The sequence below is a fragment of the Sphingobium fluminis genome (genome assembly GCF_037723805.1).
GTDB lineage: Bacteria > Pseudomonadota > Alphaproteobacteria > Sphingomonadales > Sphingomonadaceae > Sphingobium.
The window spans coordinates 119,247-144,798 of the sequence record NZ_JBBJUK010000002.1 but is presented as its reverse complement, the minus strand read 5'-3'; the positions used below and the strand labels follow the sequence as shown (position 1 = coordinate 144,798).

Genomic DNA, 25,552 nt, shown 5'->3' with positions numbered 1-25,552 from the left:
ATCAGGATTTCCGTGTGCGGGCGGGCATAATGGGTAAAAAGGAGTCCCACTATGTCCCGACGCAAAGAACCCGTAATACCGAACGAGTTGCTCGATCAGCTTTTGGCGGGCGGAGCTGCCAGCGCCGCTTTTGATCAGGGTGGTCTGCTGGATTCGCTCAAGAAGGCGTTGACCGAGCGGGCGTTGAACGCCGAGATGGATCACCATCTTGCTGGCGAGGACAGTACAGGTAACACGCGCAACGGCTATGGCCGGAAGACCGTGATGACCCAGACCGGCAAGCTGGAGATCAATGTCCCGCGCGACCGTCAGTCGAGCTTCGACCCTCAGCTGATCGCCAAGTATCAACGGCGCTTCCCCGGCTTCGATGACAAGATCATTTCGATGTATGCGCGGGGCATGAGTACCCGCGAGATCACCGGGCATCTGCGCGATCTGTATGGTATCGACGTATCGCCAGACCTGATCAGCACGGTGACCGACGCCGTGCTCGACGAGGTGGCCACCTGGCAGCAGCGGCCTCTGGATGCGATCTATCCGCTGGTCTTCTTCGATGCTCTCCGGGTCAAGATCCGAGATGAGGGGATGATCCGCAACAAAGCCATCCACATCGCCCTGGGCGTTCGCGCCGATGGCGCCAAGGAGGTGCTGGGCCTGTGGCTCGAGCAGAATGAAGGCGCCAAGTTCTGGCTGCGGGTGATGAACGAGCTCAGGAACCGCGGCACGGAGGATATCCTGCTCGCCGTTGTCGATGGCCTCAAGGGCTTCCCGGAGGCGATCACCGCCGTGTTCCCTGAAGCGATCGTGCAGACATGCATCGTCCATTTACTACGCAACTCCATGGACTTTGTCTCATGGAAGGACCGCAAGGGCCTGGCGACAGCGCTCAAGGAGATTTACCGCGCACCCAGCGCCGATGCGGCCGAACAGGCGCTGACCGCGTTCGAGGCTGGCCCCTGGGGCACGCGCTACCCCGCCATCGGCCAGAGCTGGCGGCGCGCCTGGGCAGAGGTGATCCCGTTTTTTGCGTTCCCTGACGAGGTCCGCCGGATCATCTACACCACAAACGCAATCGAGGCCCTGAACTCCAAGCTGCGCCGCGCCGTCAGGGCCAGAGGCCACTTCCCAAGCGATGAGGCCGCAACCAAGCTGCTCTATCTGATCTTGAATAGGTCGGAGAAAGAGTGGAAAATGCCGCCACGTGAGTGGTCCATGGCAAAAGCCCAGTTCGCCGTAATCTTCGGTGAACGCTTCATCCGAGCCATGGCGGCATAATGTTCAACCGCCCGCCCACACACGGAAATCCTGACAGTCCCCCATATTGCTTTGCCAGTGCGATGATGTCCTCGGTTAGCGCCTGTTCTTCATCTGCCCCGCGCGGGACCTTGCGCTGTGTCGATCGATGCTGACCCAGCACCCGGCATATCCGTCGCTCGGATACCGGAAACTCTCGTCGCACATGATCAATGCAGCGTCGCCGCCGCGCGGGGCTTAGAAGTTTCCCTTTGCCGCCTCCTGGAGGATCAGCTTATCCAGGGTCAGATCGGAAATCGCACGGCGAAGCCGCTGGTTCTCCTTCTCCAGATCCTTCATCCGCCGCGCTTGGTTGGTCTTCAGGCCGCCATACTCCTTCCGCCAGCGATAGTAGGTCTGTTCGCTAACCGCGATCCGGCGGCAAGATTCGGCCGTGCTCGATCCCTGTGCCAGCACAATCTCAACTTCACGCAGCTTGCCGATAATCTCTTCCGGCTTGTGCTTCTTGCTCGGCATTCGTCGTCCCTTTCGTGGTCCAGACTATCATAGTCTCTGGGCCACTCAGCGGGGGGCAGATCAAATGCATCGATGCAATGCCAACCGTCGATCATTTGCGGACCGGTCGACTGTAAAGCAGCTTGACCAGAAGCGGACAGGCAACTCGTGACCTGGGAGCGGCTTTTCGGATTTCCAACTCAAAGCGTCATTGATCCGCATTCAGTTGAAATATGAGTTATAGCAGGATGCGAGCGAGGGGTTCTTGCGGACCCATTCTCTCATCCGATGTCGTCTCTCATCCATCGTTGTGCTTGAAGAGAAAATTGGCGGTGGACAAGCTCTGATCCTTACGCACCGTCGTCCCTCATGCGCCATACAAGACGATCGCTTTTCGCTGAAAAGCACTTGAGGGGGCCGCCCACTCCTGTGGACGGTAACTGGTTCTGCCCACGCCTGCGATGCGAAGACACACACCAGTGCGGTGACCGTTGTTCGACGCATAAACTTCGCTCCGTAATTCGGGCACGATTATCTAGCGGTAGCGTTATTATAATGTGACCGCCTTCCCGTCTGCTTAAGCGATCTTTTGTTATAAACGGACTGCCGCCTACCACCCAGTGGGGCATGTCGCAAAATTGCGGGCTGGCCGAACCCGACCGAGTATCGGACGTTTAGGCTGATGTTTCGCCAAATACCGTCCGTCGCCTGACCAGCCACCGCCATGCGACATTTCCCCTGCTCGTGCGTTGTGCGCGCATAATCAGGAGGATGGACATGAAACGGGTTTTTCACATCGCCGCGCTGCTTGCCACAGCGGTAACCTGCGGGCACGCACCGCTGATGGCGCAGACCGCTGCGGACGAACGCAGGTTCGATGATGCTCAGGCACGCTTCGACCGGGAGCTTCAAGTATTTCAGGACGAGTATCGCCGTTACCAAGACGCCCGTTCGCGCGGCGGGCCCGTGCGTAGCGGCCGTGGTGCATATTACGATGACGAGCGCGACGAGAATGGATATGATGCGGCTCGCTATTATCGGGCAAACCCCAACTATCGGGAAAGGGTGTTGTCGAACGACGACCGCGTGTATCGCGGAATGGATGGCCGATACTATTGCAAGCGCAACGATGGCACCACAGGCTTGATCGTGGGAGGCGCGGCCGGCGGCGTCCTTGGCAACGTGATAGATGGCGGCCGCAGTCGAACTGTCGGCACGCTGCTGGGCGCGGCTGCGGGAGCTTTGGCAGGCCGAGCGATCGAACAGCAAAACAAAGAGATACGCTGCCGCTGATCGTTACCTATACGCAAGAGTCTGCAATGATGCATGCCGATCCGCATGACCTCCAGCGCTTCCTCGACGCACAGAAGAGCACCTACGCCACCGCCCTCGACGAGCTTCGCCGGGGGCGGAAATGCAGCCACTGGATGTGGTTCGTCTTTCCGCAGATCGCCGGCCTAGGCCGCAGCCCGACAGCGCAGCATTATGCAATCACGTCGCTGGACGAGGCCCGCGCCTATCTCGCGCACCCGACACTAGGTAGCCGCCTGTACGAATCCGTCCAGGCGCTGCAGGAACTCCCGCAGTGCAACAGCGCGGTTGGCGTGCTCGGCGATACCGACGCCATGAAGCTGCGGTCGTCGCTGACCCTATTCGAGGCGGCGGGCGGCCGCACCTTGTTCAGCGCGGCGTTGGAGCGGTGGTTTGGCGGCATGCGGGACGAAGCGACCCTGCGCCTGCTGTCACGAGGGCCTGCGAAGCCGACCGTTGGTCAATAGTAACCCCATCCCGCATGCCCGCCCGGTAGATAGGATCAATCAGGGCGGGAGTCGGCCCGGTCCTTCGCGGGATAATCCTCCGGCTTTACGGTGCCCACGTTCGGTCTGTCATCCACGTCCTCCTGCGGATTGCCGCCGCGCGTGCGCGGATCGAGATCGTCTGCGTTCGGCTGCACGCCGCCCGCTGGCCCGCGCCTGGGCATTTCGTCGTTCTGACCGGCTGTCGGGTCGAAGCCGTTTTCTTTGCTAGGCATAGTGTGTCTCCGCTCATGATAGGGCCGCGATAGCGCGGCCCGCGCTAAAAGCCTTCTTCGCCCTGATGATCCCCATGTCCGGTGGCACGAAGCGCCTCGCGGTCGCGTTTGGCGCGGCGCTGCGCCGCGTCGATCAGGTCTCGCTCCTTGCCCGTTGGCGCCGCGTCATGCGGTCCCGGCGCAGCGCGCTCGTATACGCCGGGCTCAGCGGGCCGCTCCTCAGCTTCCGGGTTTTGCCCTAACCGCTTCTCTTCCATGACGCTCTCCTGATCGGGATATATGGGCCAACGGCGGAAGGAAGCGCCTGTTCCACGTTCAAGACATGATGGTAGGTTCGGCAGGTAATTCTAGCTCACGATCTGGCCAGTTGGACACGCGATCACTGGTCCACATCCAACGATCACAATATGGTGCCCGGCATGACCAATGCACCCACCACAACCCTCACCTTCGACGGTATCACCCTCGACGCCGACCGCGTCTGCGGCAACCCGGACGGATACGACCGCATCACCGCCAGCGATCCCGACACCGGCCAGCAGCTGATCGAGATCAGCTGGCACCGCGACACGCGCTGGCTTGGCCTAAGGCTGCACAGCGACCGGCTGTGGTCGTTCGAGGCCGTAAAACAGATGCACCAGCTGGGCATTGACGCGCTGTCGTGGGAGGAGGGAGAAATTGGGACCTGAAGGGGCGGGTAGTCCAAGCTGCTCGCCGAGCGCTCTCGATCGAGCAGCCTTGGTCAGGATTATCAAACCACTTTGGCTTGGTTTGTGAAGGGTTTCGGGCGCTTGCGTACGAAAGCCTCCAGTGCAGGAACCCGCGGGCCCCACGTGCCGGTCTATGGGTAAAAAGGCTTTGGGATGGTCCTGGCGGGTAAGCGCTGTTGATCCAGAAGTGCCGCTGCTGGTCCGATCAACGTGATTTCGTGCGGCGTCAGATTGCTAGGTGCGTTTGTGTTGCTGGCCGGTGTGCCCTGGGCCCGGCGTAATTCTGTGATGGGCATGCACTGGGTCATCGGCCAGGACACCATGGGCGCGACCGTCATGTAGGGCGAGCCATGCCGGATCATGGCGCATGTCTCCGGGCGTGTGAGGCTGGCGTTGGTGGTGCGCGCGGTTGATACCAGCGGACGAAGGTTTCGACGATAGTCATATGCCCGCCGCAACATGGGCATGGCGGGCGATGATCGGGCAACTCGTCGGGTTCGGGTTCCTCGATCGGCGCAGCAACGCCCAGTAGCCTGCGGGCGAGCGCCATGGCCTCCTTGTGCGTCGAACTGGCGAGCAGGCCGTAATGCCGGATGCGGTGGAAGCCGCGCGGCAGGACGTGGATCAGGAAGCGGCGGATGAACTCGTCGGTCGCCAGCGTCATGACCTGCTGGCGTTCAGCACTATCGCGGCGATAATCCTTGTACCGGAATGTCACTCCGGCCTCGTCGAAGCCGATGAGGCGCCGGTTCGAGATGGCAACGCGGTGGGTGTAGCGCGAGAGATAGGCCAGCACTGCCTGCGGTCCGGCAAAGGGTGGCTTGGCGTAGACCACCCAGCGCTTCTTCCGGATCGGCGACAGATGCCGCAGGAAGGCCTTACGCGAGTCCAGGTCGGCCAAGGCGTTGAAGAAAGCCAGCCTGCCAGCGTCGAACAACGCCAGCAGGCGTGTGAGGAACAGCCGGCGGAACAGCGCGCCCAACACGCGCACTGGTAACAGGAAGGCAGGGCGAGATGAGACCCAATGCGTGCCGTCGAGCGCGATGCCACCGCCGGGTACGATCATGTGCACATGCGGGTGGTGGGTCAGTGCCGATCCCCACGTGTGCAGCACGGCGGTGATCCCGATCCGCGCGCCGAGGTGCTTGGGATCGGCGGCGATGGTCAGCATGGTATCCGCAGCTGTGCGGAACAGCAGATCATAGACCACCGCTTTGTTCTGCCACGCGATATCCGCGATCTCGGCGGGCACGGTAAACACGACGTGGAAGTAGCCGATCGGCAACAGGTCGGCCTCGCGCGCGGCCAGCCAGGTGCGCGCGGCGGCGCCCTGACACTTGGGGCAGTGCCGGTTGCGGCACGAGTTGTAGGCGATACGCCAGTGCCCGCAGTCGTCACAGGCCTCGACGTGACCGCCCAACGCGGCGGTGCGGCAGTTCTCGATGGCCGTCATGACCTTGAGCTGGCCAAGGCTCAGATGCCCGGCATGGGCCGTGCGATAGGCCGGCCCACTGCTCCGGAAGATATCGGCGACCTCGAGTGAGATACGCACCGGCTCAACCGGGAGGTGCCCTGCCTTCCATCACGGCCACGATCTGGTCGAGCGGGCTGGCCACCGCCCGCATCGTCTTGCTGGAGACCTGGGTATAGATGCCGGTCGTGTTGATGTTCACATGTCCCAGCAGGACCTGGATAACCCGGATATCGACGCCCTGTTCGAGCAGGTGAGTGGCGAACGAATGCCGCAACGTGTGCGGGCTTACCCGCTTGTGGATCTCGGCGCGCTCGGCCGCTTCCTGCACGACGCGATGCAACTGGCGCGCTGAGACCGGATCCGTGCCGCTGCGCCCAGGGAACAACCAGCCATGGGGCAACATCGTCCCGCGCCGCTTGCCTTCGCGCCACCATTGACGGAGCAAGTCCAGCAGATGCGGTGAGAGCATGGCATTGCGATCCTTGCGTCCCTTGCCCTGTTCGACGCGGATAAGCATCCGGGTGCTATCGATATCATCGACCTTGAGGTGGGCGACCTCCGAGACCCGCAGGCCCGCGCCATAGGCCACGCTGAGGGCTGCCTTGTACTTTATGCCTGGCGCCGCCTCGAGCAGCCGCGCTGTCTCCTCGACGCTCAAAACCACCCGCAGCTTGGGTGTGAAGCGAACGACGACCAGCCCTAGCGCCATCTCCGGCCGCCTGAGGGTTATCCCGAAGAGGAACCGCAGTGCCGACACGGCCCCATTGATCGTGGCCGGCCCCACGGCGCGCTCGTGCTGGTCGACCTGATAACGCCGGAGGTCTTCCACCGTAGCCGTGTCCGGGGGGCGGCCGAGAAACGCGGCGAAGTTCCGGACATGTCGGATATAGTCATTCTGCGTGTGCGTCCCGAAGCCACGCATCTTCATGTCCTGCAACATCCGCTCACGCAGCGAATGGGTTGGGATCGCGGTCGTCATAGTATCCATGGTGAGTTCCTCTCCGTTGAAGGAACTCCACGGTCGCAAGGCGACATAGCCGCCCGCAAAGCCTGAACAATACTACGCTACCTCACCCCAAGCGACTCTCCCGCGGAGCGGGTTCGTGCTCTGGTCGACAGCCGCTGGAATAGCTGACGGTCTGCCCCTAGGGAGCGCAAATTGGCCGCTGGGCGTCTGATTAGGATCGATCACAGGAAGGCATCTTAAAAGGTCAGGTCTGGCATTTGACGCTGCCATGACTGCCGGTGCCGACCGTTCCCATTAACGGGCCAAACGATCGGCACCCTTATTTCCGCTTCAGGCCGAGCGCTCACGGCCTGGACTTGGATAAGTATTAACCTCGCTGTCGGGACATTATGCGTTAGTTCAGCGATTTCGCCATTAACCGCTCCAGCCGCTCAGCAAAAGCGCGAGGATCAGCGGGTGGCTGACCTTCTGCGATACGCGCTTCGTCAAGCAGCAGGAAGGCAAGGTCAGCTCGCTCCTCATCGCTCGCTCGGGTCTGGCCGAGCTTGGCGATCAGCGCATGGACGGCATTGACTTCCAGCACCGGCTTCGCCCGCTCGGGCGCCTGTCCGGCCGCTGCCAGCATCCGTTCGAGTTGCAGGTCCATCGCGCTCTCCGACGCGACGATGCAGACGGCGCTGGTCGTCAACCGGTCGGAAACCCGGACATCGGACACCTGTTCGGCCAGGGCTTCCTTGGCAAAGCTGATGAAGCTGCTCACATCCTCGCTTGGCGCGTCCGTCGCTGCGCTGCCTTCAGCCAGAGGGATCAGGCTGAGGTCGGTCGCGCCTTGGGTCACCGACTTGAATGGCTTGCCGTCATAATCCACACCAACGGTCGTCCAGAAGCTGTCGACCTGGTCGGGAAGCAACAGAACCTCGATCCCACGCGCCTTGAAACCCTCGAGCTGCGGCGATTGAGCGATGCGATCGAGATCGGTCCCGGTCGCATAATAGATCGCGGTCTGGTTGTCCTTGAGGGAAGTCGCATAGTCCTTGAGCGAGCGCCACTCGCCGTTCGACGTGCTGGTCTTGAACCGGGCAAGGCCCAGCAACTGCGTGCGCCGCTCGAAATCCTCATAGAGGCCTTCCTTGAGCACCGCCCCAAAATTCTCCCAGATCGCAACATAGCATTCGGCATCGCTGGTTGCGATCTTTTCCAGTTCCGACAGGATACGGTTGCTCACGCCCTTCTGGATAGCGGACAAGACCGGGCTGTCCTGGATCATCTCACGCGACATGTTGAGCGGCAGGTCGGCGGAGTCCACAAGACCCCGCACGAAGCGCAGGTAGCGAGGCAGGATTTCCGCCTCGTCGGTGATGAAGACGCGGCGGACATAGAGCTTGATCCGACCCTTGCGGTCGGGGTCGAACAGGTCGAACGGCTTGGTTTCGGGGATGAAGGTCAGCACAGAATATTCGTGGCGCCCCTCCGCGCGATAGTGGAGCGTCAGCGCCGGCTTGTCGAATTGGCCCGCGACGCTGCGGTAGAAGTCGGCATAATCCTCTTCGCTGATATCCGATTTCGCCTTGGTCCAGAGCGCCGCCCCATCAGCGACCTGGCGCTCTTCCTCCTCGCTGCCCACCTCTCTGATGAAGATGGGCACGGGGACATGGCCCGACTGCGCCTTCACGATCCGCTCGACCGTGTAACGCTCGGCATAGGTCTTTGCATCATCCAGCAGATGGAGAGTCACCCGGGTGCCGCGCGCTGGCGCCTCCGCGGTGTCGACTGGCGCGATCGTGTATGTTCCGAGGCCATCCGACGACCATCTGGCGGCCTCATCAGTTCCCGCACGCCGCGACACGACATCGACATTCCCCGCCACCATGAAAGCGGAATAGAAGCCGACGCCGAACTGGCCGATCAATTGCTGGCCCTCACCATTCTTGTCAGCGGTCAGCTTCTCCATAAAGGCCTTGGTACCCGACCGCGCGATGGTGCCCAGCGTCTCCCCCATGTCGGCGGCGCTCATGCCGATACCATTGTCCTCGACGACGATTGTCCCAGCTTCCTTGTCGAGCGCCAGCGTGATGCGCGGCTGCGGATCGTCGCCGAACAGGGCCGGATCGGAAATTGCCTCATAGCGCAGTTTCTCGCACGCGTCGGCGGCGTTGGAGATCAGTTCGCGCAGGAACACGTCCTTGTCGGAATAAACCGAGTGCACCATCATGTGCAGCAACTTGGAAACATCCGCCTCGAAGGCATGCGTTTCAGGGGCGCTCACGGTGTCGGTCGTCATGGGTCTTCGCTCTCTCATATGGCAGACTGTGCGACGGTCAGATGGATCGAATGCGATTTCCATTCAAGAGGTGAGCTTGAAAGCACCGCCCTTCTTAGCCCTGCCTGTCAAAAGCGGTGCCAAACAGAATTTCGTCGCAACCTTTGTTTCACAGCAACCCTGCGCAGGGATTTCTCGATCTCACCGCCACAATAAGCATCGCCTTGTTCCTTGATTGACGCCTTATTCAGTCGCGCCAGGGCAGGCTTACTTTGCAACCGCCTCGACATGGACGCGATGTGCGGCGCTGCCTCGACCAAGGTGTTGGCGATGGTGGAGAAGCGATCCGCCATCGTGGTCCATGTCGAGATTGCGATATCGGCCACGTCTGTGCTGTCCGTTACAATCAGATATTCCGTCTCTTTCCTCAAACCATGGCGTGCGCCAGGCGCTTCCCAGATCGCCATCAGCCGCGTTGCGCCATCTCACGGAGGGGAAACGCAAAAAAATCGGACCGACCGCAGCTGGGGATCAAAAACTTCTGGCTGAACGGCCGGTAAGGGTCGCCAGCGGCCGATGCTCATCATGCTTTGGTAAGTCCGCCCTTAGGGGTGGGACGTTGTGCAACCTGCTGATTGGATGAATGGCGGGGCCGTCACGGTCTGATGTAACGGGCACGTGGGCGTATAAGCTGGCCGCTTGCATTTTGCTCTATGGCATGGGCGAGCCATCCCGCGGACCGGGCGGCGGCGAACAGCGCAAAGGGTGCATCACTAGGCAGTCCGCAGGCAATGCCTGCGGCCGTCAGAGCAAAGTCGATATTTGGCGCTAGACCAGCCTGATCCCAGGCCACCTCCTTAATCTGCCGGAGAGCGTCAGGTATGTCGATCCGACCCAGAACGGCGTCCGCCCGTATGTCTCCTTGAGGGTAAAGGGGATGGCCAAAGCCCGGTAACGTCCCGCCATCAGCCAAGCGCAACGCGACTGTGGCAGAAGGCCCGCTTTTCTCTGAGTCCTCGAGCAGGTTTCTGACCTCTTTACCCATGCCGCCATGCCGCGGCCCGGATAGCGCGGCGAGTCCCGACAAGAGAGCGGCGGCCAGCGATGCGCCGGTCGACGCCGTCACCCGCGCCGCGAAAGTGGAGGCGTTCAACTCATGGTCGGCCAGAAGTACCAGAATCCGGCGGATGACGTCACACGCCGGGTTGGCTCGCTCCACGCCCCAAGCCTTGGCCAAGCGCAGGTGGATCGGCCGATGACCGCTCTCACCGACAATGGCATCGGCAACGAGATTGAGGAGCTGCCCTGCCTCCTCCGCTAGCGCCGAAACGGTTGCGCCCCTGGCCATGGGTGCCTCGGCCGTTCGGATTGCCAGCGTCTGGAACAGGCGCTCGTTCAGGGTAGCACCCGTTGGGAGAGGCAGTGGCACGACTCTCCTCAATTTCGTCAGATCAGCTCCGATGAGGATACTCGCCACCCCCTCAAGAGTGACGCCTTCAGATAGTTCCACGGCATCGAGCCCACGATAGTAGAAGCGCCCGTCGCGCACGGTTGTGATCGCCGATTGGAGCACAGGCTCTCCCCAGGCGATCGCAGCGACCGCGACGTCAGCCAGCTTGCGGCTGCGCCCCTGCCGTGTGGCCAGCGCATCGACGTCCATGCGACGGTAGAGGCTACGGCGCGCATCGGCAGGATCTGCAACCGCTCGCACCAGTTTCCGGCTCGCATAGGCATAGAGCGTCTGAGCGCGAACCCCCAGCAGGCAGCACGCTTCCGCAGCGTTGATCCAGTCGTCATCCTTCATGTTGATTATCTTTATCAAGATTGACCTGGGGCGGTCCAGAGCGGTCTATCGCACCTGCTGCTATGGCAGAGTTTCCTTTCACGGACCTTAGATATGACCCACATGAGTGAACCTCTATCCGCACTCGACATCCCGCCCAGAGCGAAGCTGTCGAACTACCCACCAGTCTTCGCCGCACGCATGGTGGGACGGACCAAGCGCCAGTTGGGCGAGGCGTTCGGACTGACGCGCTTCGGCGTCAATCTGGTTGAACTGGCGCCTGGCGCGCGTTCCGCCTTGCTGCACCGGCACAACCAGCAACAGGAGTTCGTGTTCGTGCTGACGGGACGGCCTGTGCTACTCCTGAACAAGGACGAGCGTGTGCTGGAGCCTGGCATGTGTGTGGGCTTCCTTCCGACTGGACCGGCGCATTGCCTCGTCAATCGCTCCGACGCGCCCGTCCGCTACCTCGAGATGGGCGACCGTGATCCCGAGGATGGCGCCAGCTATCCCGATGACGATCTGGTTGCCGAGTGGAATGAGGGCGGTTGGCGCTTCGTCCATCGTGACGGAACACCCTGGTGAGCGCCGCGCTGTCCCATATTGTGCTAGGCACCAATCGGATGGCGAAGGCCGAGAGCTTCTACACGCCGGTCCTGGCGATGCTCGGGTGGCGTCGCCGCTTTAGCGAGGGTTCGCCCGACAAGCTGCTATGGCAGCCGCCGACCGGTGCGCGACCGCTGTTCGGCGTCATGCAACCCTTCGACGGTGCACCCCACTCGGTCGGCAACGGCGCAATGGTGGCATTGACCGCACCCGACCGGAATACGGTGGATGCGGCCTACGATCTTGCACTCTCGCTGGGCGGAGGCTGCGAGGGGCCGGCGGGGCTGCGTCCCCATTACCATCCGCACTACTACGGAGCTTATTTCCGCGACCTTGACGGCAACAAAATCGGTGTGGTCTGTCATAAAGGCGACCTTGTCCCGGCTGAGGTCGCGCTGTCGCAAACGGCCATGATCGAAAGCGCGCGGGCGTGGATCGCCGCCTGGAACCGTCGCGATGTCGGGGCCGTGCTCTCCAGCTTTCACCCGAATGCACGTTTCCGCAGTCCCGTAGCGGAGAAGACGACCGGTTCAGCGGAGATCGTAGGTGTAGATGCGCTGCGCGACTACTGGATGCGCGCGATTGCCGGCATCGAAACGCTGCAGTTCACGCTGCTGGAGGTTCTATGCGACGAGGCCCGTCAGAGCATGGCGGTAGTCTATCTCGCCGAGTTGAACGGCAGGACCACACGCGCCTGCGAACTGTTCCGCCTAATCGATGGACGCAAGATCAGCGGGGAGGCGTTGTATGCATGCTGGCAATGACTGCTGCGATCACTTGGACGCAGCCCGATGCGCCCCTGATCGCGTGAAAACGAAGCGTGTTTTGAAGCGACACATCGGGACGGAGTTCAGATGTCGCGCATAGGTTCTTCTTTGCAAGAGTGCTGATCTTTGTCGGGCGGAAGCGGCCCGCCCAAGAGTGTGAAAGCGGCAAAGTCGATCGCTTTCCACTTGTGCGCAAACGACGTAAATTGGTGGAAAGCCGCCAGAAACCGGACGTTCCGCAATCGGGAATCAAAAATCCGCGCCTGTATGTCGTATAAGGGTCGATTTTGCTAAGCTTGCCGTCTTCGGGAGAGGAAAAAGCGTAGCATCTCTCTCGACGCGTCCGGCCCGGCAGGGTCAGTGTAGGATCCCGTTACGCGTCCGCCGGACCAGGCATGGCCGCTGCCATGCACCGTCCAGTCTTCAAGGACGATGTTTCCGAATTTGGACCTGTAGATTTTTCGCGTGAAGTCACGACCTTTGTCGGACCTGCCAGAAACCGATTGCGAGACCAGCGGGCCGGGCAAGGAGCGTTCCAGATTGTGCAGGAACACGCTAGCATTGGACGGATGGATGACGCGGTCATGATCCCCATGAAAGACGATCATAGGAAGGGGGCGCCGCACCTTCCCCGTCGATGTGGAACGAGCCTCGCCTCGCATGGCCGACATGGCCGCTCCCATGGAACGAATATTGCCGTGAGCAACGCCGGAATGGACGCCGACGGCGACGAATATATCAGGATAGGCCGCGCTGATGATGGCTGCGGCAGCCCCTCCAGCGGATAGCCCTGCGATATAAACGCGCGCCGGATTGGCGCGCCCGAGCGCCAGCGCATGGCGGGTGAGCGCGGCGATGACTGCAGGCTCTCCGCTGCCTCGCGCTTGATTCGCGGGGGCGTGCCAGTTCCAGCACCGAGCGAGGTTCGCGCTTTGGGATTGCTGCGGATATAGTACCAGAAAACCCAGTTCGTCGGCCAGGCCGTTCATGCCCGTGCCAGCAGCAAAGTCCGTTGCCGACTGTGAGCAGCCATGTAGCATCACGACGAGCGGCATGCGTCGACGGGCCGACCCAATCGGCGTGTAAAGCTTGTAGCTGAGCTGGCCCTTTGAACAGCGGAAATCGCCCGCGATGAAGCTACCCGGCTTGGACCGTGGAGGGAGGACGATGGATTTTTGAGATCGGCTGCGTTTGGGTTTAGCAGCTTCCTTTCGTGCAGCATGGTCAGCCGAGGTCATGGCGTCTCCTAGCGCGAATGCGGCGGACAGGGGGCGGCCCTTTCGTGCCAGGCGTGTGGCCTTTATGAACGATCTCACGAGATTGGCCATGCTTCTCCTGCCCGCCGGTTTCCCAGCGCAAACGACCGGCGGTCCGTATCGATCCTTTCGATACTGCCTTGTTAGGAAGGCTGAACGGTCAGGGGACTCGAGTCACCTGGCGGAGGCTCGACTGTGACAGTGGAACGACTTTGGCTGATTTCCAATGCGCAATCCGGATCGACCAGCGACCCGAAATGTGAGGCGATACCGGCGATCCGCCTGAAAAATGGGCTTAGCTGGGGCCGGCCGCATTGGCCGAAGTACGCGAGGCAGCGCTTCGACAGCCGGCTATTCCGCTTGCCCGCTGCGAACATTCGACGCCATGGTCGACATTGCCGGGGTCGCGGGAACACAGCGCAGCTATCAGGCCCTCGTCGTATCTTCCAGGCGACCTGGGAATGCGGGTCGCAGCGGTCAGCGCGCGCGACTGGCGCATGCCTTAGCAGACCATCCGCTGCTGAGGAGCCGAAACTGCGCGCTTAATGACCCAATGGGTCGTTGTTCACGAGTCAAGGCTGGCGCAGGTCTTTCCTTCACGCATTAGAAGGCGAGCGTCGTCATACCCCAGGCGATCAGCAAAACGCCCATGGCATGACCCAGCCAACGACCACCCGGAAGCAACTTCTCGGCCAACACTATCAGGCTGAGCGCAGCGATCCAGGCGAGATTCATCACTCCGCCGACGAACAAGAGCGTCATCAACGCCCAGCAGCAGCCTACGCAATAGGCGCCGTGGAGGACACCGAGCCTGAGCGCACCGCTTAGCCCGGGGCGCCAGTACCGCGACAGAAAATCTGCAGGCGAGCGACAATGCGAAAGGCAGGCGCTCTTGAAGGTCGACAATTGATACGCGCCAGCGAGAGTCAACACGCCAGCAGAGAGCCAGCGGCTTTGCAAACCCATTATCGCCGCCGAGACGCTACCCGCCCGAAGGAGGAACCAGTAGACCGCAGCGGCAGCGAAAGAGAAGGCCAGCCACACGAGTAGATATCCTGCCGCGAACGTGCCGGTCGAGGCAAGCTGCGATCGGATTCGATCAGATGTTGCCGCGTGGCTCGTAACACGGCCATAGAGGAGGATTGCTGGTGTCGCACTCGGCGTCATCATTGCGATCATCATCATCCACCACATAGCGATCATCAGCGCCCAATCACCAGCACTCCACCTGAAGTCCGGCGGTGTCACGGGCATGCCTGCCATGCCTGCCATTGCTGACGCGGAGCGGTGCGGGAACAGTGCCAGTTCTGTCATGCCCCAGGCGCTTATTCCCAGGCTCGCACCGTTGAGGATATAGATCCAGGCGAGGACACACAGGATGGTGATCGCTGTGAGCACGATCGCTCGGTCGCGTGCCAGCAGGCTTTCGATGGCTGACCTTTTGATCAAGCGTCGGTCAACTCTTTATTGTGCCGTGCTGGTTAAGATGGAGATGAGCGAACTGGCCATAGGTATCTTTGGTTTCAAATCGTACCGGCCCCATGGTGGTGGTGGACGCACTTCCGATGTCTGCCATCAGAAATTCAAACCCGTCCGGCAGCACGATCTGCGCACGCGTAGGCTCACCGCTTACCTTGTCGCGCAGCGGTTCGCCGACCGTGTCGATATAGTCGTCGACGCAGATCCGGCCGGTGCGACCCTCGATATCGAGGTCCAACCCTATCCGCGTGAACACCGGTGCATGCATTGTGGTAACCGTCGAGGCATAGACCGCGAACATGGTCGCGAACGGATCTGTATCGGCGCCGGTCATGATCCGCAGCAGAGCATTGCGCTGGTCTGCATCCGCGCTCTCGTCCACAAAGGCGATCGCCTCGCCATTGCCTTCATGGATCGCAGCGGGCCATTTGAAGATAGCCGCGACCTTCAGGCCGTCGAGCCGCGTGTTGCCATGATAGCCTTCGTCGATTTGAATGCCGGCGACAGCATGGCAATGCCCCTTGTCCGGAAGTCCAGTAAACTGGCAGTTGCAGCCATAGTCGCAGCTGCAATTGACGAGCTCACGGCCTTTGATTTCCCAGGACGTCATCGCACGACTCCATCTACGCAAGTCGGCAGCATAGCTTAGCGTCGACTGGCACGGAATAGTGCACGACTAGCCTTCTTAGCGAGGACGTCAGGCAGTGAGCGGACTGTCCGTTCCTGAGATCCAAATTTTGGCGGCTGAGTGACGGCAAAGGGTCGGCCTTCCTTTAAAGCGTTTTTCCGTTGGCCATCATGGCCGTAGGAGAAGTGTTATGGGATTATCAGAATTCGATCCCGCCGCTCGCGAGCGAGTTTCGTGGAACGCGGGACGAAAAGTTGGCGCGAAGCGGGCGCTCAAGCCCCGACAGATCTGGGCAGTCCGTTTCTTTCTGGATCAGCACGGGCGGCTTCGAGATCGAGCGCTTTTCGATTTGGCTATCGACAGCAAACTGCGTGGCTGTGACCTGGTAAAAATCCGGATCAGCGACATTGGTTGTGATCGAAAAATTCGGACCAGGGCCACCGTTGTACAGCAAAAGACTGGCCGCCCAGTCCAGTTTGAGCTGATGGACGATGCTCGCGCCAGCCTGCTCAAATGGCTTGAACAGCGCGGCGGCTCTCTCGAAGATTATGCCTTTCCGAGCCGCACAGGCCATTTGGCCCACATAAGCACCCGACAATACGCCCGCTTGGTCGATGAATGGGTCACTGGAATTGGCTTGCCTAGCGAAGATTACGGTACTCATTCGCTGCGGCGGACGAAGGCCTCGATCATATACAAGGCGACCGGCAATCTGCGCGCCGTCCAGATCCTGCTCGGGCACAAGAAGATCGAAAGTACGGTTCGATATCTCGGCGTGGATGTGGAGGATGCCTTAACGTTGGCAGAAGGCACCGAAATCTAAATCGGCTTGCTCCTCACGTTGCGGGGAGCCAGGACCGCCTAAGTGACAGATTTTGCCCTTTGTCGCCGCCAGCGGCTCATTTTTAATTCCCGGAATCGATCATCGTTCAGGTTCAGGTGTTCATTCCCGCGATGGAAAAGCAGACGGTCGGCCGTCGACCATTTGTGGTCATCACTGGCATCTATGCGCTTGCTGAAAAGCAGACATTCTTTCAGTCTGCGGCGTGTCCGACAAAACAAGCCCCCGCCCAACCTCATGCGGCTGCCTTCTGGCGATTGCAATCATGGGTTTCATAGCGACGTTTTGCGTGTTGAACACGATCGTAGTCATATGAAGCACGCACAAAATGACCATTTTATTACATATGAGGGCTTTTCGGAGGAACTCAGAAGCGGCCGTTCATAGCTGCCACCCCAGATTGAACGTCCTGTGGCTGATTATGTTCGGTGACATATTGAGCATCGATTAAAACATCATTTTTCAATGGAATAATTCGGTAAGAGTATAAAGCTACAGTCGGTCTATGACCGGTTTCGCCATTTTTTTCGGGATTATTTTGATCCTGTTGACGCCACTTATTTTAATTGGCGCACTTTTGGTTCTGCTTCGTAGTAAGTTCCGTGCCACGCAACACGAAGACCGCGCGAAGCGGATAGCGATAGTTTTGGCCGGTATAGCTGTCATAGCGTCGCCTTATCTGATGTTCAAAGCCTACGAGCTCCACTTTGTTCTAGCGAGGGTTCCAAGCCCTTTGCATGTCGCATGGATCGAATATCGCCTAGAAGACTCGTTCGGTGGGATTGGCATGCCGGGAGACAACGAAACGGGCTTTGTTGTCTATCGTCTTACTGAGGGCACTGCTCAGTGGGCGCGCAGTAGGGGATCGCGTCTGGGTGAGGCGTTACCGGGCGGAAGAGCGAGTTGGCATGCCACGCCGGTTGACGAAACGGGGTCACGAAACCGCTGGCACCATTATGACAGCGAAGCAGAACGACATCGCCACCCGGTCACTATCCGGGAATATCTCGATACGTATGGATTTTCCATCCCAGTTGAGACGGGGCGAGATGATGAGGCCAATCACGCAATTCGGGAGGCGGGATCGTTTTATTCATATGGGCGTGGAGGAAGTGTAACTATTGTCGATCCTGCGCGAGGAAAGGTTTATTTTGCTTACGCCGGATAGTCCGCTTTCGCATATTGAGGTGTTGAAACCTGCCGGTCCGCTTCCCACCCAAGTTCGTCATCCGCGCCATCGACCGGCGCGGCCTGCCCATCAGCTGCCAGTCCGCTATGAGGTAAGGAACCGGCTGGTCCGCACTTGAGGATTGGAAATGCGCGCCTGAACGGCCACAAAGGGTCGTATGTGCAGCAAGGCTGCTGTCAATACAGACTGCTTCAGCTCGTCGCCAGCTTTTGTAATACATCAAGCAATCGTCATTATCCGAGCGCGGCCACTATGCTTCATAGGTTTGACCACGACCTGATCGCCCAGGCGATCGAACATGATATCAACTTTGTCCGAACCGATGCGCAGATCGCTGATGATGAGGCTCTCGAGGAAATGCGGCAGCTTCGGTTGGTGAAAGGATATCTGCGCCGCCGCAACATCGAATCTTAGCCCCAGGCTCGACTGGATCAGCGCAAGCGGCGCGGCCGCCGACCATGCCTGCGGACTGCAAGCCACCGGGTAGAAGGTCGGTCCCTGCGACCGACGGCGGGGAAAGCCGCAGAACAGTTCGGGCAGGCGCATCATGTCGACATAGGTGGCGGCGGCGAACAGCCCCTCGAATATCTGCGCAGCCTCCCGCTGGTAGCCATAACGCGCGAAGCCGCCGGCGATCAGCGCATTGTCGTGGGGCCAGATGGAGCCATTATGATAGCTCATCGGATTATAGCGCGCCTCTGTCGAGGCGATGGTGCGCACCCCCCAGCCGGAGAAGGAAGCGGGCGACATCAGCGCGCGGACGACGGCCTCTACCCGCTCCTCGCGCGCGAGGCCGGTATAGAGGACATGACCCGCATTGGAGGACCGCACCCGGCAGGGCCGTTTGTCGCCATCGAGCGCGAGGACATAGGTGCCCAGCGCCGCGTCGAAGAAGGCGGCATCGAACCGATCGCGCAGCCGTGCCGCGCGATCCCGATAGTCGGCCGCGCGCGCATGGTCGCCGATCGCACCGAACAGCGCTTCGGCCGCCTGCCATGCGCCATAAACATAGGCCTGCACCTCAGCGAGGGCGATCGGCCCCCGGGCGAGCGTGCCGTCGGCGTGGAAGATGGAATCATGGCTGTCCTTCCAGCCCTGATTTTGCAGGCCCTTGTCGGTCAGGCGACCATATTCGACGAAGCCATCGCCATCACGATCGCCATGGGTGTCGATCCAGGCGAGCGCCGCTTCGATATGTGGCAATATGGTCGTCAGGAAGGCGGCGTCGTCGGTCCGCTCCAGGTAGGCGCCCGCCAGCATCACGAACAGAGGCGTGGAATCGACGCTGCCATAATAATGGCGGAACGGCACCTCGCCCAGTTCCGCCATTTCGCCATGGCGCACCTCGTGCAATATCTTGCCAGGTTCGGCGTCGGCCGCCGGGTCGAAGCTGGTGGCCTGATGCGCGGCAAGATAGCCGAGCACGCCGCGACTGATGGCTGGATCCATCCAGAGGGTTTCGAGCGCGGTGATGATGGCGTCGCGCCCGAACACCGTGCTGAACCAGGGAATGCCCGCATAAGGATAGGGACCATATTCGGTGTCGGTCGACAGCATCGAAATGTCCGCGACCGACCGGCGGACGACCTCGTTGAACAGGTCGTTGGACGAATGCAGCGTCGCGCCGCGCCTGCGCGCCGCCCGCAGCGCCTCCATCGCCTCGCGCAGGGACTTGAGGAACTGCTTTGGGAGCGCCGCCGCTGCCTCGGACCGTTCGCAGCAGATGCGGGTAAACAATGCGCAGCGCTGGCCCGGCGGCACGGTCACGTCGAACCGCGCATGGCTGTCGGTCAGTTCATCGGGCATCGGGTCGAAGTGCAGATGCGTCTGCCGTTCGTGATCGTCGCGTCCCACATAGCCGAGCAGGACATCAGACGAACCGACCTGCGGGTCGCGCATCGTGCCGCGGCGCAGGCGTGTCATGCCGCGTATTTCGAACAGATCGGCGAAGTCCGCCGCGAAGCTGAGGTCGATGCTGACTTGGCGCGTTTCCGTGTCGAAGTTGCGGATGGTGACGCGCTCATACAAAGCGTCTTTCCACAGGAAACGGGTACGACGCAGGTGGATAAGGTCATGTTCCACCGCCACCCGGCCGTCGTCCCCGAAGAAATCGGGATTGGCGAGATCGCAGGTCAGCATCGCATTGTCGTCGCGCAGCGCGGAACTGAGCAGGATCGGCCGCATCGCATTGACGGTGAGATAGAGGTGGGAGAGATGACGGGTATCACGATGATAGAGCCCCTCCGGACTGCCGGGTCCGGAAATCGCGTCGCCGCTATGATCGAACACGGCGAAACTGTCGCCATGCTTGAGCGTGCGCGGCCTGCGCTCGTGGAGCGAGGCCGTCGCCGGGATGAAGAATTGGGTTTGCGCCTGGGATAGCACTTGCCCTCCGGCAATACCCGGTAGGTCGGGCTGGGGCTGGCTCAGGGTCATGGCGTCTCCTATGCGACTATCTGCAATTCGGATTCCAAGCCCCGCTGGCGCCGCAGCCGGGCCGCGTCGGTACGGGCGCCCGGCAGATCATGATACAAGGTGACATAGTCCGCCGCCATCCGCTGCGCCGTGAAACGTGCGTCGAACGCGCCACGTACCCGCCGCCGGTCAAGATTCGGCAGTGCCGCGACGGCGGCTACGGCCTCGTCCTCGCTGTCGACGATGAAGCCGGACACGCCATGCTCGATCACTTCGGGCACCGATCCGCAGCGGAAGGCGATCACCGGCGTGGCGCACGCCATCGCCTCGATCATTACCAGGCCGAATGGTTCGGGCCAGTCAATGGGGAACAGCAACGCCGCCGCCTCGCCCAGGAAATGGGCCTTCTGCTGCTCGTTGATCTCCCCGATGAATTCCACATTTGGATAATGGTCCACCAGCGGCGCGATTTCGCGCTCCCAATAGCCGCGATCGACGGTATCGATCTTGGCGGCGATCTTGAGCTTTAGGCCCGCGCGTGCGGCGATGCGGATCGCGCGATCCGGCCGCTTCTCCGGCGAGATACGCCCGAGAAAAGCGAGATAATCCTCGCCCGCCCCCAAGCGCGGCGCCAGCAAGTCGGCGGGCAGGCCATGATAGATGGTTCCGCCCCAATTGACCGGCGGCATGGGGAGGCGCTGATGGTCGGAGATCGAAACCAGGCTGTGGTCGGCAAAGGTGCGGTAGAATGGCGGCAGGTCGGGCAGATCAAGGCGACCGTGCAGTGTGGTCAGGGTACGCCCAATGAAATCCTGCACCATCGGCAGGTGCAACATGTCGATATGGAAATGCAGCGCGTCGAATTCGTTGGCGCGGCGCCGGACCTGCTCGAGCATCATCATATGATAGGGGATGGTGTCGACCACAGCGGGGTTGAGGCGCAGCGCCATGTCCGTGATCGGCACCAACTTGGCGCTGGTCTGTGAATCGCCGCTGGCGAACAGGGTGACGTCGTGACCCTGGCGAACCAGTTCTTCGGTCAGATAAGACACAATACGCTCGGTGCCGCCATAAAGCTTTGGTGGCACGCTTTCAGCTAACGGGGCGATTTGCGCAATCTTCATCCAGGCGCTCCTTTCGAACGAGTGGAGCCTCCGTTCCCCCATCCGCGGCAGGCTGCACCGCTACAAGCATTCAAACGCGGGGCAGTTTCATGAACGAAAATATTCTGTCCCAGTTTTTCGTCACCTTTCTTGGGGGATAATTGTAAACGGCCGGGCAAGCCGCCATTTGCTCCCGCTGGAACGCGAAGCGGCTGGTCTGCACTTGAGGAACGGCAATCAACGGCTAAGCGGCCAATTTGGGTCCGTTCATTTCCGGCTCTATATCAGCACCAGATTTATTGCTTCGCGTCGCGTTCGGCTTCCGCGCCCCGCGATAACGGCGCGGCCATAGCTTCGCTTTGCAGAAGGCCTAGCCGCTCGTGTAAAGGCCAATTTTCAGAATTTTGAGTCACAATGAATTATCGCCATTCCTTTCACGCTGGCAATAGCGCCGATGTCGTGAAGCACAGCCTCCTGATTGCCTTGGTGCGAGCTTTGCAGCACAAGCAGGGCGCACTGACTCTGATCGACACCCATGCCGGCTGCGGGCTTTACGACCTTCGCGGCGATGAAGCCAACCGCACCGGCGAGGCCATACGTGGCGTGCTGCGGGTCTTCGCCGACCCGCAGCCCTTGCTGGAGGAATACCGGGCCGCCGTGCAGGCGGTGAATGTGGGTAGCGAACCGCATCTTTACCCCGGCTCGCCCCAGATTCTGGCGCAGCTTTTGCGCCCGCAGGATTTCCTGATCCTCAACGAAAAGCACCCGGAAGACGCTTACGCCCTGCGCGGCGTCATGCGGGGCACTAGCGCGGCCGTGCATGAACGCGACGCCTACGAATTTTGGCTGGCTATGGTGCCGCCCCGCACCGCGCGGGGCGTGGTGGTAATCGATCCGCCCTACGAGCAGCCGGACGAACGCGCGCGCATCACCGCGGCCCTCGCCGCCGCTCACCGCAAATGGGCGCATGGCGTGCAGGTTATCTGGTTTCCGCTGAAAGACCGCGCCACGCATTCGCAGTGGAAGGCGCAGTTGCGCAAGATCGGCATCCCGAAATTGCTGCTGGTGGAGCATTGGCTATACGATAGCGAGCAACCCGGCATCTATAACGGCGCGGGCCTTTATATCGTCAATCCGCCCTATGCTTTCACGCAGGCACTGCCGCCACTGTTGGACGCTTTGCGCGCGGCGTTGGCGCCAGAAGGGCATCAGGGCGAGATACTATCCGGTTGGCTGGGCGATTAAGATAAGCCCCCACATTTGACGGGTGGAGTGCGGCCACCAGCATGCTAAAGGCATGTCATGTTTCAAGCACCCGGCCGCAGCGGCACCGTTGAAATCGATGGGTTTAAATATGAATGGGAACTCCTCACCGAACCCCAATTGTCCTCTTCCGATGGCTGGAAGGGCATGACAGTTTCCCTGCGTCAGAAAGATATGCCACGTGAAGCAGTACTGGAATTTCCAGCGCCAAAGCGCCTGATGAAAGGATTGCCGAAAGGCCGTCTGCATATCAACGACGCGATTGCTTCGCGAGGCGTGCGGGCAGCATTGTCAGCAGGATGGGATCCGATGTCGCGAGGTAAAACCACCGTTTTCATGGTTGATGCCAACGGCGACTGAAGGGACGAAAATCGGGCATCCTCCGCCATACAGATAAGAAGGGAGCCGGTCGGCATCGTACCATTCATTCGCTGATGCGCCCGGGAATCAGTCAATCCCACCTTTTGGTGTCGAGCCACTGCAAGGGGTCGGAGTTGCTCGCCGGCCGCCATCGTCAAAGTTGCGCTCCCATATCGCGCGGGAAACCCGCCGCCAGATGATCGATCAGCGCACGGACGGCTGGCGGCAGGCCCCTGCGTGTTGTGAAGACGAGATGCACTATCCCTTGCAGCCCCCGCCAGTCGGGCAGGATATGGATAAGCCTGCCGGCAAGTAGGGCCTCGCGACAGACATGATCGGGTAAGATCGCAATTCCCAGACCGTCAATAGCGGCGTTGCGCACGGCGGCCATGTCGGTGCAGCCTATGCGGGGTTCGATCCGGACGACATGCTTGCGCCCGTCCTGCGCCTCCAGATGCCATTCGAGATCATCCCCCGCGTCATGGGTTGCCAGTGCGGGGAGGGAGGCCAGTTGATCGATGCTGCTCACCTGGTTCGCTATCTGGGGGCTGGCGACGAGGATGCGGGTCGATGTCCCCAGCGACCGCATCGTGAGCGCGGCGTCGCTGGTAAGGCTGGCGCGCACGCGCAGGGCAAGGTCGATCCGTTCCTCGATCAGGTCGACGGCGCGATCCGTCGCCACGAGTTGGAGCCTCACCTTGGGATAACGGGTGAGGAAGGAAGACATCAGGCCGGATATGGCCTCGATCATGCCCGTCGGGCAGCTGAAGCGGATGCGGCCATGTGGCTCGGACCGCGCCTGCATCACCAGCGCCTCCGCCTGCTCCGCCTCCGCCAGCATGGCGCGGCATCGCTCGTAAAAGGCCTGACCGGTGTCGGTCACGCGAAAACGCCGACTGGATCGCTCGATCAGCCGCAGGCCCAGGCGCTCCTCTAGTCCCGCGATGCGTCGGCTGAGTTTCGACTTGGGTTCGCGCAGGGCACGGCCTGCCGCAGCAAAGCCGCCATGCGCGACCACCTCCGCAAAGTAGGCGAAGTCGTTGAGATCTGTCGGCATCGTCGTTCCTCCTATGGAACGCTAAGTGCCATATATGCCATCTACCCGCATCATCGTTCTCGCTGCATTTACGAGTGGCACCGGCATTTCGCCGGAACCTCAAAGGAGACAGACGATGACGATCAAATTCGACAACAAGGTCGTAGTGGTGACGGGCGGCACCAGCGGCATCGGCCTCGCCACCGCAAAGGCCTTCGCGGGGGAAGGCGCATTGGTGTTCATCACCGGCCGACGCCAGGACGCGTTGGATGCGGCGGTCAAGCAGATCGGCGGCCGGGTGACGGGCGTGCGCGGCGACATGGCGCAACTGGCCGACATCGACCGGCTCTACGATGCCGTCCAGCAGCAGCACAGCCAGATCGACGTGGTCTTCGCCAATGCGGGCGGCGGCGAAATGGCGCCCCTGGGTTCGATCACCGAGGAGCATTATCAGGCCACTTTCGACACCAATGTGAAGGGCGTCCTCTTCACGGTGCAGAAGGCGCTGCCGCTCCTCAAGGACGGTGCCTCGGTAATCCTGACGAGCTCGACCACCAGCATTTCGGGCACGCCTGCGTTTAGCGTCTATTCGGCGACAAAAGCGGCGGTCCGCAACTTCGCGCGCAACTGGATCCTCGATCTCAAGGACCGTCATATTCGGGTGAATGCGATTAGTCCTGGCGTGACGGATACTGCAGGCCTCGACCATCTGTTCGGCAGCGGCGATCAGGCCAAGGGCACGAAGGATTATCTGGCCAGCCTGATCCCCGCCGGCCGAATCGGCCAGCCAGAGGAAATTGCGAAGGCGGTGCTTTTCCTCGCCTCGGATGACGCCAGCTTCGTCAACGGCGTCGAGTTGTTTGTCGATGGCGGGCAGGCCCAGATCTGAACGCCGATATCTCGGGCCGGATGGTATGCACCGCGCAGCAGGCTATCCGGCTCTCAATTAACTCAGCGGGAAATGGGAAACCGGACTGACCGCAGCTGGGAATGATAAATCGCTCGCTGGACGTCCGGGATGGGTCGGCTGTGATGGGCAGGGCTTGGGACAAAGCGGCCCTCCGCAAAGGCTTCGCGTAACCGCCGATTCGATCGGGAGCTGTCATTCCGCGCCAAGCATAATCGTGTCTTTGTATCTGCAAGACAGGCAGCCTGGAGGACGGCAGGCTCCGGATGGGAAACCAGGGCCAGCGACCTCTCGCGACCGTGCCAAGAACGATACCGAAACGGGCATGTTGGACTTTGGTGGATTCTGAAACTCGCGGGTGAACCTGCATGTTACGTCGCACTGCGGGAAACGGATATCCCGGCTTAGCGCCAGCCTACGCCAGATCAGCGGGCACTTCGGCGTGCAGCGCCCGATACGCCGCCCGCAGCCACCAAAGGCGTGTGTCCCAGTTGTGCGGCTTGAGCTTCAGCCTCTTAGCGACGAGCTCGTAGTCAAGCGTGTGCGGCCTCGTGTCCGTCGCCGCGGCGGCCGAAAGCGGGCTCTGGGCACGCGGGTGCCGATGGTACTGCCGGATGGGCCGAACCAGCGCTGGTCGCTGGACTCTTTCTCCGCACCTGTGCGTGGTCGACGACCACACGCGCGAATGCGTAGCGCTGGTGAGGGGCCGGGCTTTGAATTTCTTCGC

At 61.0% G+C, this 25,552-nt stretch carries 24 protein-coding genes and 2 pseudogenes; 12 read left to right on the top strand and 14 right to left on the bottom strand.

From position 1 onward, the window contains the following. The first annotated feature begins 51 nt into the window (after nucleotides 1-51). Nucleotides 52-1,275 (top strand): IS256 family transposase, encoded by a 1,224-nt coding sequence (locus WG907_RS06790; protein WP_340231994.1) that lies wholly within the window; start codon nucleotides 52-54, stop codon nucleotides 1,273-1,275. A gap of 40 nt (nucleotides 1,276-1,315) precedes the next feature. Here the strand turns inward: WG907_RS06790 and WG907_RS06785 are convergent. Further along, nucleotides 1,316-1,770, bottom strand: a pseudogene (locus tag WG907_RS06785) (transposase); the annotation flags it as partial. 756 nt (nucleotides 1,771-2,526) lie between these two features. Between WG907_RS06785 and WG907_RS06780 the strand changes: the two are divergent. Together WG907_RS06780 and WG907_RS06775 are read left to right on the top strand one after the other, a co-directional pair. Further along, the gene (locus WG907_RS06780) at nucleotides 2,527-3,042 is read left to right on the top strand and encodes a glycine zipper 2TM domain-containing protein (protein ID WP_340231993.1); all 516 of its coding nucleotides are present in this window, start codon (nucleotides 2,527-2,529) and stop codon (nucleotides 3,040-3,042) included. A 29-nt stretch (nucleotides 3,043-3,071) separates the two neighbouring features. Then, nucleotides 3,072-3,527: a DUF1810 domain-containing protein gene (locus WG907_RS06775; protein WP_340232467.1), complete on the top strand. Its 456-nt coding sequence runs from the start codon at nucleotides 3,072-3,074 to the stop codon at nucleotides 3,525-3,527. 35 nt (nucleotides 3,528-3,562) lie between these two features. Here the strand turns inward: WG907_RS06775 and WG907_RS06770 are convergent, their stop codons facing one another. Then, nucleotides 3,563-3,781, bottom strand: coding sequence for a hypothetical protein (locus WG907_RS06770; RefSeq protein WP_340231992.1), 219 nt, complete (start codon nucleotides 3,779-3,781; stop codon nucleotides 3,563-3,565). A 44-nt stretch (nucleotides 3,782-3,825) separates the two neighbouring features. Beyond that, nucleotides 3,826-4,038, bottom strand: a complete 213-nt coding sequence (locus tag WG907_RS06765; RefSeq protein ID WP_340231991.1) for a hypothetical protein — start codon at nucleotides 4,036-4,038, stop codon at nucleotides 3,826-3,828. A 162-nt stretch (nucleotides 4,039-4,200) separates the two neighbouring features. Here WG907_RS06765 and WG907_RS06760 point away from each other — a divergent pair, with 162 nt between their 5' ends. Next, complete coding sequence (locus tag WG907_RS06760) at nucleotides 4,201-4,470, top strand: hypothetical protein (RefSeq protein WP_340231990.1); 270 nt, start codon at nucleotides 4,201-4,203, stop codon at nucleotides 4,468-4,470. 379 nt (nucleotides 4,471-4,849) lie between these two features. Here WG907_RS06760 and WG907_RS06755 read toward each other — a convergent pair whose 3' ends face one another. The 5 genes from WG907_RS06755 to WG907_RS06735 all read right to left on the bottom strand — a co-directional run bounded on the left by WG907_RS06755 (nucleotide 4,850) and on the right by WG907_RS06735 (nucleotide 10,996). Next, entirely contained in the window at nucleotides 4,850-6,043 is a 1,194-nt protein-coding gene (locus WG907_RS06755) for an IS91 family transposase (RefSeq protein ID WP_445326775.1), read from the bottom strand. 4 nt (nucleotides 6,044-6,047) lie between these two features. Then, nucleotides 6,048-6,953 carry a tyrosine-type recombinase/integrase gene (locus tag WG907_RS06750; RefSeq protein WP_340231989.1) on the bottom strand — a complete coding sequence of 302 codons (906 nt, stop codon included), beginning with the start codon at nucleotides 6,951-6,953 and terminating at the stop codon, nucleotides 6,048-6,050. Between the two features lie 373 nt (nucleotides 6,954-7,326). Next, nucleotides 7,327-9,213 carry a molecular chaperone HtpG gene (gene htpG / locus WG907_RS06745; protein ID WP_340231988.1) on the bottom strand — a complete coding sequence of 629 codons (1,887 nt, stop codon included), beginning with the start codon at nucleotides 9,211-9,213 and terminating at the stop codon, nucleotides 7,327-7,329. Nucleotides 9,214-9,320: 107 nt separating this feature from the next. After that, nucleotides 9,321-9,659 carry a hypothetical protein gene (locus tag WG907_RS06740; protein ID WP_340231987.1) on the bottom strand — a complete coding sequence of 113 codons (339 nt, stop codon included), beginning with the start codon at nucleotides 9,657-9,659 and terminating at the stop codon, nucleotides 9,321-9,323. Between the two features lie 188 nt (nucleotides 9,660-9,847). Beyond that, a complete protein-coding gene (locus tag WG907_RS06735; protein ID WP_340231986.1) occupies nucleotides 9,848-10,996 on the bottom strand; it encodes a citrate synthase in 1,149 nt (382 codons plus the stop codon). 93 nt (nucleotides 10,997-11,089) lie between these two features. Between WG907_RS06735 and WG907_RS06730 the strand changes: the two genes are divergently transcribed. Beyond that, the gene (locus WG907_RS06730) at nucleotides 11,090-11,560 is read left to right on the top strand and encodes a cupin domain-containing protein (protein ID WP_340231985.1); all 471 of its coding nucleotides are present in this window, start codon (nucleotides 11,090-11,092) and stop codon (nucleotides 11,558-11,560) included. Beyond that, nucleotides 11,557-12,345, top strand: coding sequence for a nuclear transport factor 2 family protein (locus WG907_RS06725; protein ID WP_340231984.1), 789 nt, complete (start codon nucleotides 11,557-11,559; stop codon nucleotides 12,343-12,345). The genes WG907_RS06730 and WG907_RS06725 overlap by 4 nt, the downstream gene beginning before the upstream one ends. Before the next feature lie 293 nt (nucleotides 12,346-12,638). Here WG907_RS06725 and WG907_RS06720 read toward each other — a convergent pair whose 3' ends face one another. From WG907_RS06720 to WG907_RS06710, 3 genes are all read right to left on the bottom strand, one after another. Then, a complete protein-coding gene (locus WG907_RS06720; RefSeq protein ID WP_340231982.1) occupies nucleotides 12,639-13,676 on the bottom strand; it encodes an extracellular catalytic domain type 1 short-chain-length polyhydroxyalkanoate depolymerase in 1,038 nt (345 codons plus the stop codon). A 531-nt stretch (nucleotides 13,677-14,207) separates the two neighbouring features. Then, a complete protein-coding gene (locus WG907_RS06715) occupies nucleotides 14,208-15,053 on the bottom strand; it encodes a DUF2182 domain-containing protein (protein ID WP_340231981.1) in 846 nt (281 codons plus the stop codon). Nucleotides 15,054-15,060: 7 nt separating this feature from the next. Then, nucleotides 15,061-15,693, bottom strand: coding sequence for a DUF1326 domain-containing protein (locus WG907_RS06710; RefSeq protein WP_340231980.1), 633 nt, complete (start codon nucleotides 15,691-15,693; stop codon nucleotides 15,061-15,063). A gap of 208 nt (nucleotides 15,694-15,901) precedes the next feature. Between WG907_RS06710 and WG907_RS06705 the strand changes: the two genes are divergently transcribed. Together WG907_RS06705 and WG907_RS06700 are read left to right on the top strand one after the other, a co-directional pair. Next, nucleotides 15,902-16,534: a tyrosine-type recombinase/integrase gene (locus tag WG907_RS06705; RefSeq protein WP_340231979.1), complete on the top strand. Its 633-nt coding sequence runs from the start codon at nucleotides 15,902-15,904 to the stop codon at nucleotides 16,532-16,534. Between the two features lie 523 nt (nucleotides 16,535-17,057). Next, nucleotides 17,058-17,720, top strand: a complete 663-nt coding sequence (locus tag WG907_RS06700) for a hypothetical protein (RefSeq protein WP_340231977.1) — start codon at nucleotides 17,058-17,060, stop codon at nucleotides 17,718-17,720. A gap of 240 nt (nucleotides 17,721-17,960) precedes the next feature. Here the strand turns inward: WG907_RS06700 and WG907_RS06695 are convergent, their stop codons facing one another. Both WG907_RS06695 and WG907_RS06690 read right to left on the bottom strand, forming a co-directional pair. Next, a complete protein-coding gene (locus tag WG907_RS06695; RefSeq protein WP_340231976.1) occupies nucleotides 17,961-20,177 on the bottom strand; it encodes an amylo-alpha-1,6-glucosidase in 2,217 nt (738 codons plus the stop codon). 8 nt (nucleotides 20,178-20,185) lie between these two features. Then, nucleotides 20,186-21,280, bottom strand: coding sequence for a glycosyltransferase family 4 protein (locus tag WG907_RS06690; protein WP_340231974.1), 1,095 nt, complete (start codon nucleotides 21,278-21,280; stop codon nucleotides 20,186-20,188). Nucleotides 21,281-21,673: 393 nt separating this feature from the next. Here WG907_RS06690 and WG907_RS06685 point away from each other — a divergent pair, with 393 nt between their 5' ends. Beyond that, a complete protein-coding gene (locus WG907_RS06685; RefSeq protein WP_340231973.1) occupies nucleotides 21,674-22,504 on the top strand; it encodes a 23S rRNA (adenine(2030)-N(6))-methyltransferase RlmJ in 831 nt (276 codons plus the stop codon). Between the two features lie 57 nt (nucleotides 22,505-22,561). Then, on the top strand, nucleotides 22,562-22,882 hold the full coding sequence (locus WG907_RS06680; protein WP_340231971.1) for a hypothetical protein: 321 nt from the start codon (nucleotides 22,562-22,564) through the stop codon (nucleotides 22,880-22,882). Nucleotides 22,883-23,036: 154 nt separating this feature from the next. Here WG907_RS06680 and WG907_RS06675 read toward each other — a convergent pair whose 3' ends face one another. Next, nucleotides 23,037-23,939 carry a LysR family transcriptional regulator gene (locus tag WG907_RS06675; RefSeq protein WP_340231970.1) on the bottom strand — a complete coding sequence of 301 codons (903 nt, stop codon included), beginning with the start codon at nucleotides 23,937-23,939 and terminating at the stop codon, nucleotides 23,037-23,039. A gap of 115 nt (nucleotides 23,940-24,054) precedes the next feature. Here WG907_RS06675 and WG907_RS06670 point away from each other — a divergent pair, with 115 nt between their 5' ends. Both WG907_RS06670 and WG907_RS06665 read left to right on the top strand, forming a co-directional pair. Then, a complete protein-coding gene (locus tag WG907_RS06670; RefSeq protein WP_340231969.1) occupies nucleotides 24,055-24,807 on the top strand; it encodes an SDR family NAD(P)-dependent oxidoreductase in 753 nt (250 codons plus the stop codon). A 571-nt stretch (nucleotides 24,808-25,378) separates the two neighbouring features. Then, a pseudogene (locus tag WG907_RS06665) lies at nucleotides 25,379-25,544 on the top strand (IS3 family transposase); the annotation flags it as partial. Between the last annotated feature and the right edge of the window lie 8 nt (nucleotides 25,545-25,552).

What these genes read in the sequence shown, in the direction of transcription:
- WG907_RS06790 (WP_340231994.1), top strand. Translation starts at nt 52, where the DNA reads ATGTCCCGACGCAAAGAACCCGTAATACCGAACGAGTTGCTCGATCAG.
- WG907_RS06780 (WP_340231993.1), top strand. Translation starts at nt 2,527, where the DNA reads ATGAAACGGGTTTTTCACATCGCCGCGCTGCTTGCCACAGCGGTAACC.
- WG907_RS06775 (WP_340232467.1), top strand. Translation starts at nt 3,072, where the DNA reads ATGCATGCCGATCCGCATGACCTCCAGCGCTTCCTCGACGCACAGAAG.
- WG907_RS06770 (WP_340231992.1), bottom strand. Translation starts at nt 3,781, where the DNA reads ATGCCTAGCAAAGAAAACGGCTTCGACCCGACAGCCGGTCAGAACGAC.
- WG907_RS06765 (WP_340231991.1), bottom strand. Translation starts at nt 4,038, where the DNA reads ATGGAAGAGAAGCGGTTAGGGCAAAACCCGGAAGCTGAGGAGCGGCCC.
- WG907_RS06760 (WP_340231990.1), top strand. Translation starts at nt 4,201, where the DNA reads ATGACCAATGCACCCACCACAACCCTCACCTTCGACGGTATCACCCTC.
- WG907_RS06750 (WP_340231989.1), bottom strand. Translation starts at nt 6,953, where the DNA reads ATGGATACTATGACGACCGCGATCCCAACCCATTCGCTGCGTGAGCGG.
- htpG (WP_340231988.1), bottom strand. Translation starts at nt 9,213, where the DNA reads ATGACGACCGACACCGTGAGCGCCCCTGAAACGCATGCCTTCGAGGCG.
- WG907_RS06740 (WP_340231987.1), bottom strand. Translation starts at nt 9,659, where the DNA reads ATGGCGATCTGGGAAGCGCCTGGCGCACGCCATGGTTTGAGGAAAGAG.
- WG907_RS06735 (WP_340231986.1), bottom strand. Translation starts at nt 10,996, where the DNA reads ATGAAGGATGACGACTGGATCAACGCTGCGGAAGCGTGCTGCCTGCTG.
- WG907_RS06730 (WP_340231985.1), top strand. Translation starts at nt 11,090, where the DNA reads ATGACCCACATGAGTGAACCTCTATCCGCACTCGACATCCCGCCCAGA.
- WG907_RS06720 (WP_340231982.1), bottom strand. Translation starts at nt 13,676, where the DNA reads ATGGCCAATCTCGTGAGATCGTTCATAAAGGCCACACGCCTGGCACGA.
- WG907_RS06710 (WP_340231980.1), bottom strand. Translation starts at nt 15,693, where the DNA reads ATGACGTCCTGGGAAATCAAAGGCCGTGAGCTCGTCAATTGCAGCTGC.
- WG907_RS06705 (WP_340231979.1), top strand. Translation starts at nt 15,902, where the DNA reads ATGGGATTATCAGAATTCGATCCCGCCGCTCGCGAGCGAGTTTCGTGG.
- WG907_RS06700 (WP_340231977.1), top strand. Translation starts at nt 17,058, where the DNA reads ATGACCGGTTTCGCCATTTTTTTCGGGATTATTTTGATCCTGTTGACG.
- WG907_RS06695 (WP_340231976.1), bottom strand. Translation starts at nt 20,177, where the DNA reads ATGACCCTGAGCCAGCCCCAGCCCGACCTACCGGGTATTGCCGGAGGG.
- WG907_RS06690 (WP_340231974.1), bottom strand. Translation starts at nt 21,280, where the DNA reads ATGAAGATTGCGCAAATCGCCCCGTTAGCTGAAAGCGTGCCACCAAAG.
- WG907_RS06685 (WP_340231973.1), top strand. Translation starts at nt 21,674, where the DNA reads ATGAATTATCGCCATTCCTTTCACGCTGGCAATAGCGCCGATGTCGTG.
- WG907_RS06680 (WP_340231971.1), top strand. Translation starts at nt 22,562, where the DNA reads ATGTTTCAAGCACCCGGCCGCAGCGGCACCGTTGAAATCGATGGGTTT.
- WG907_RS06675 (WP_340231970.1), bottom strand. Translation starts at nt 23,939, where the DNA reads ATGCCGACAGATCTCAACGACTTCGCCTACTTTGCGGAGGTGGTCGCG.
- WG907_RS06670 (WP_340231969.1), top strand. Translation starts at nt 24,055, where the DNA reads ATGACGATCAAATTCGACAACAAGGTCGTAGTGGTGACGGGCGGCACC.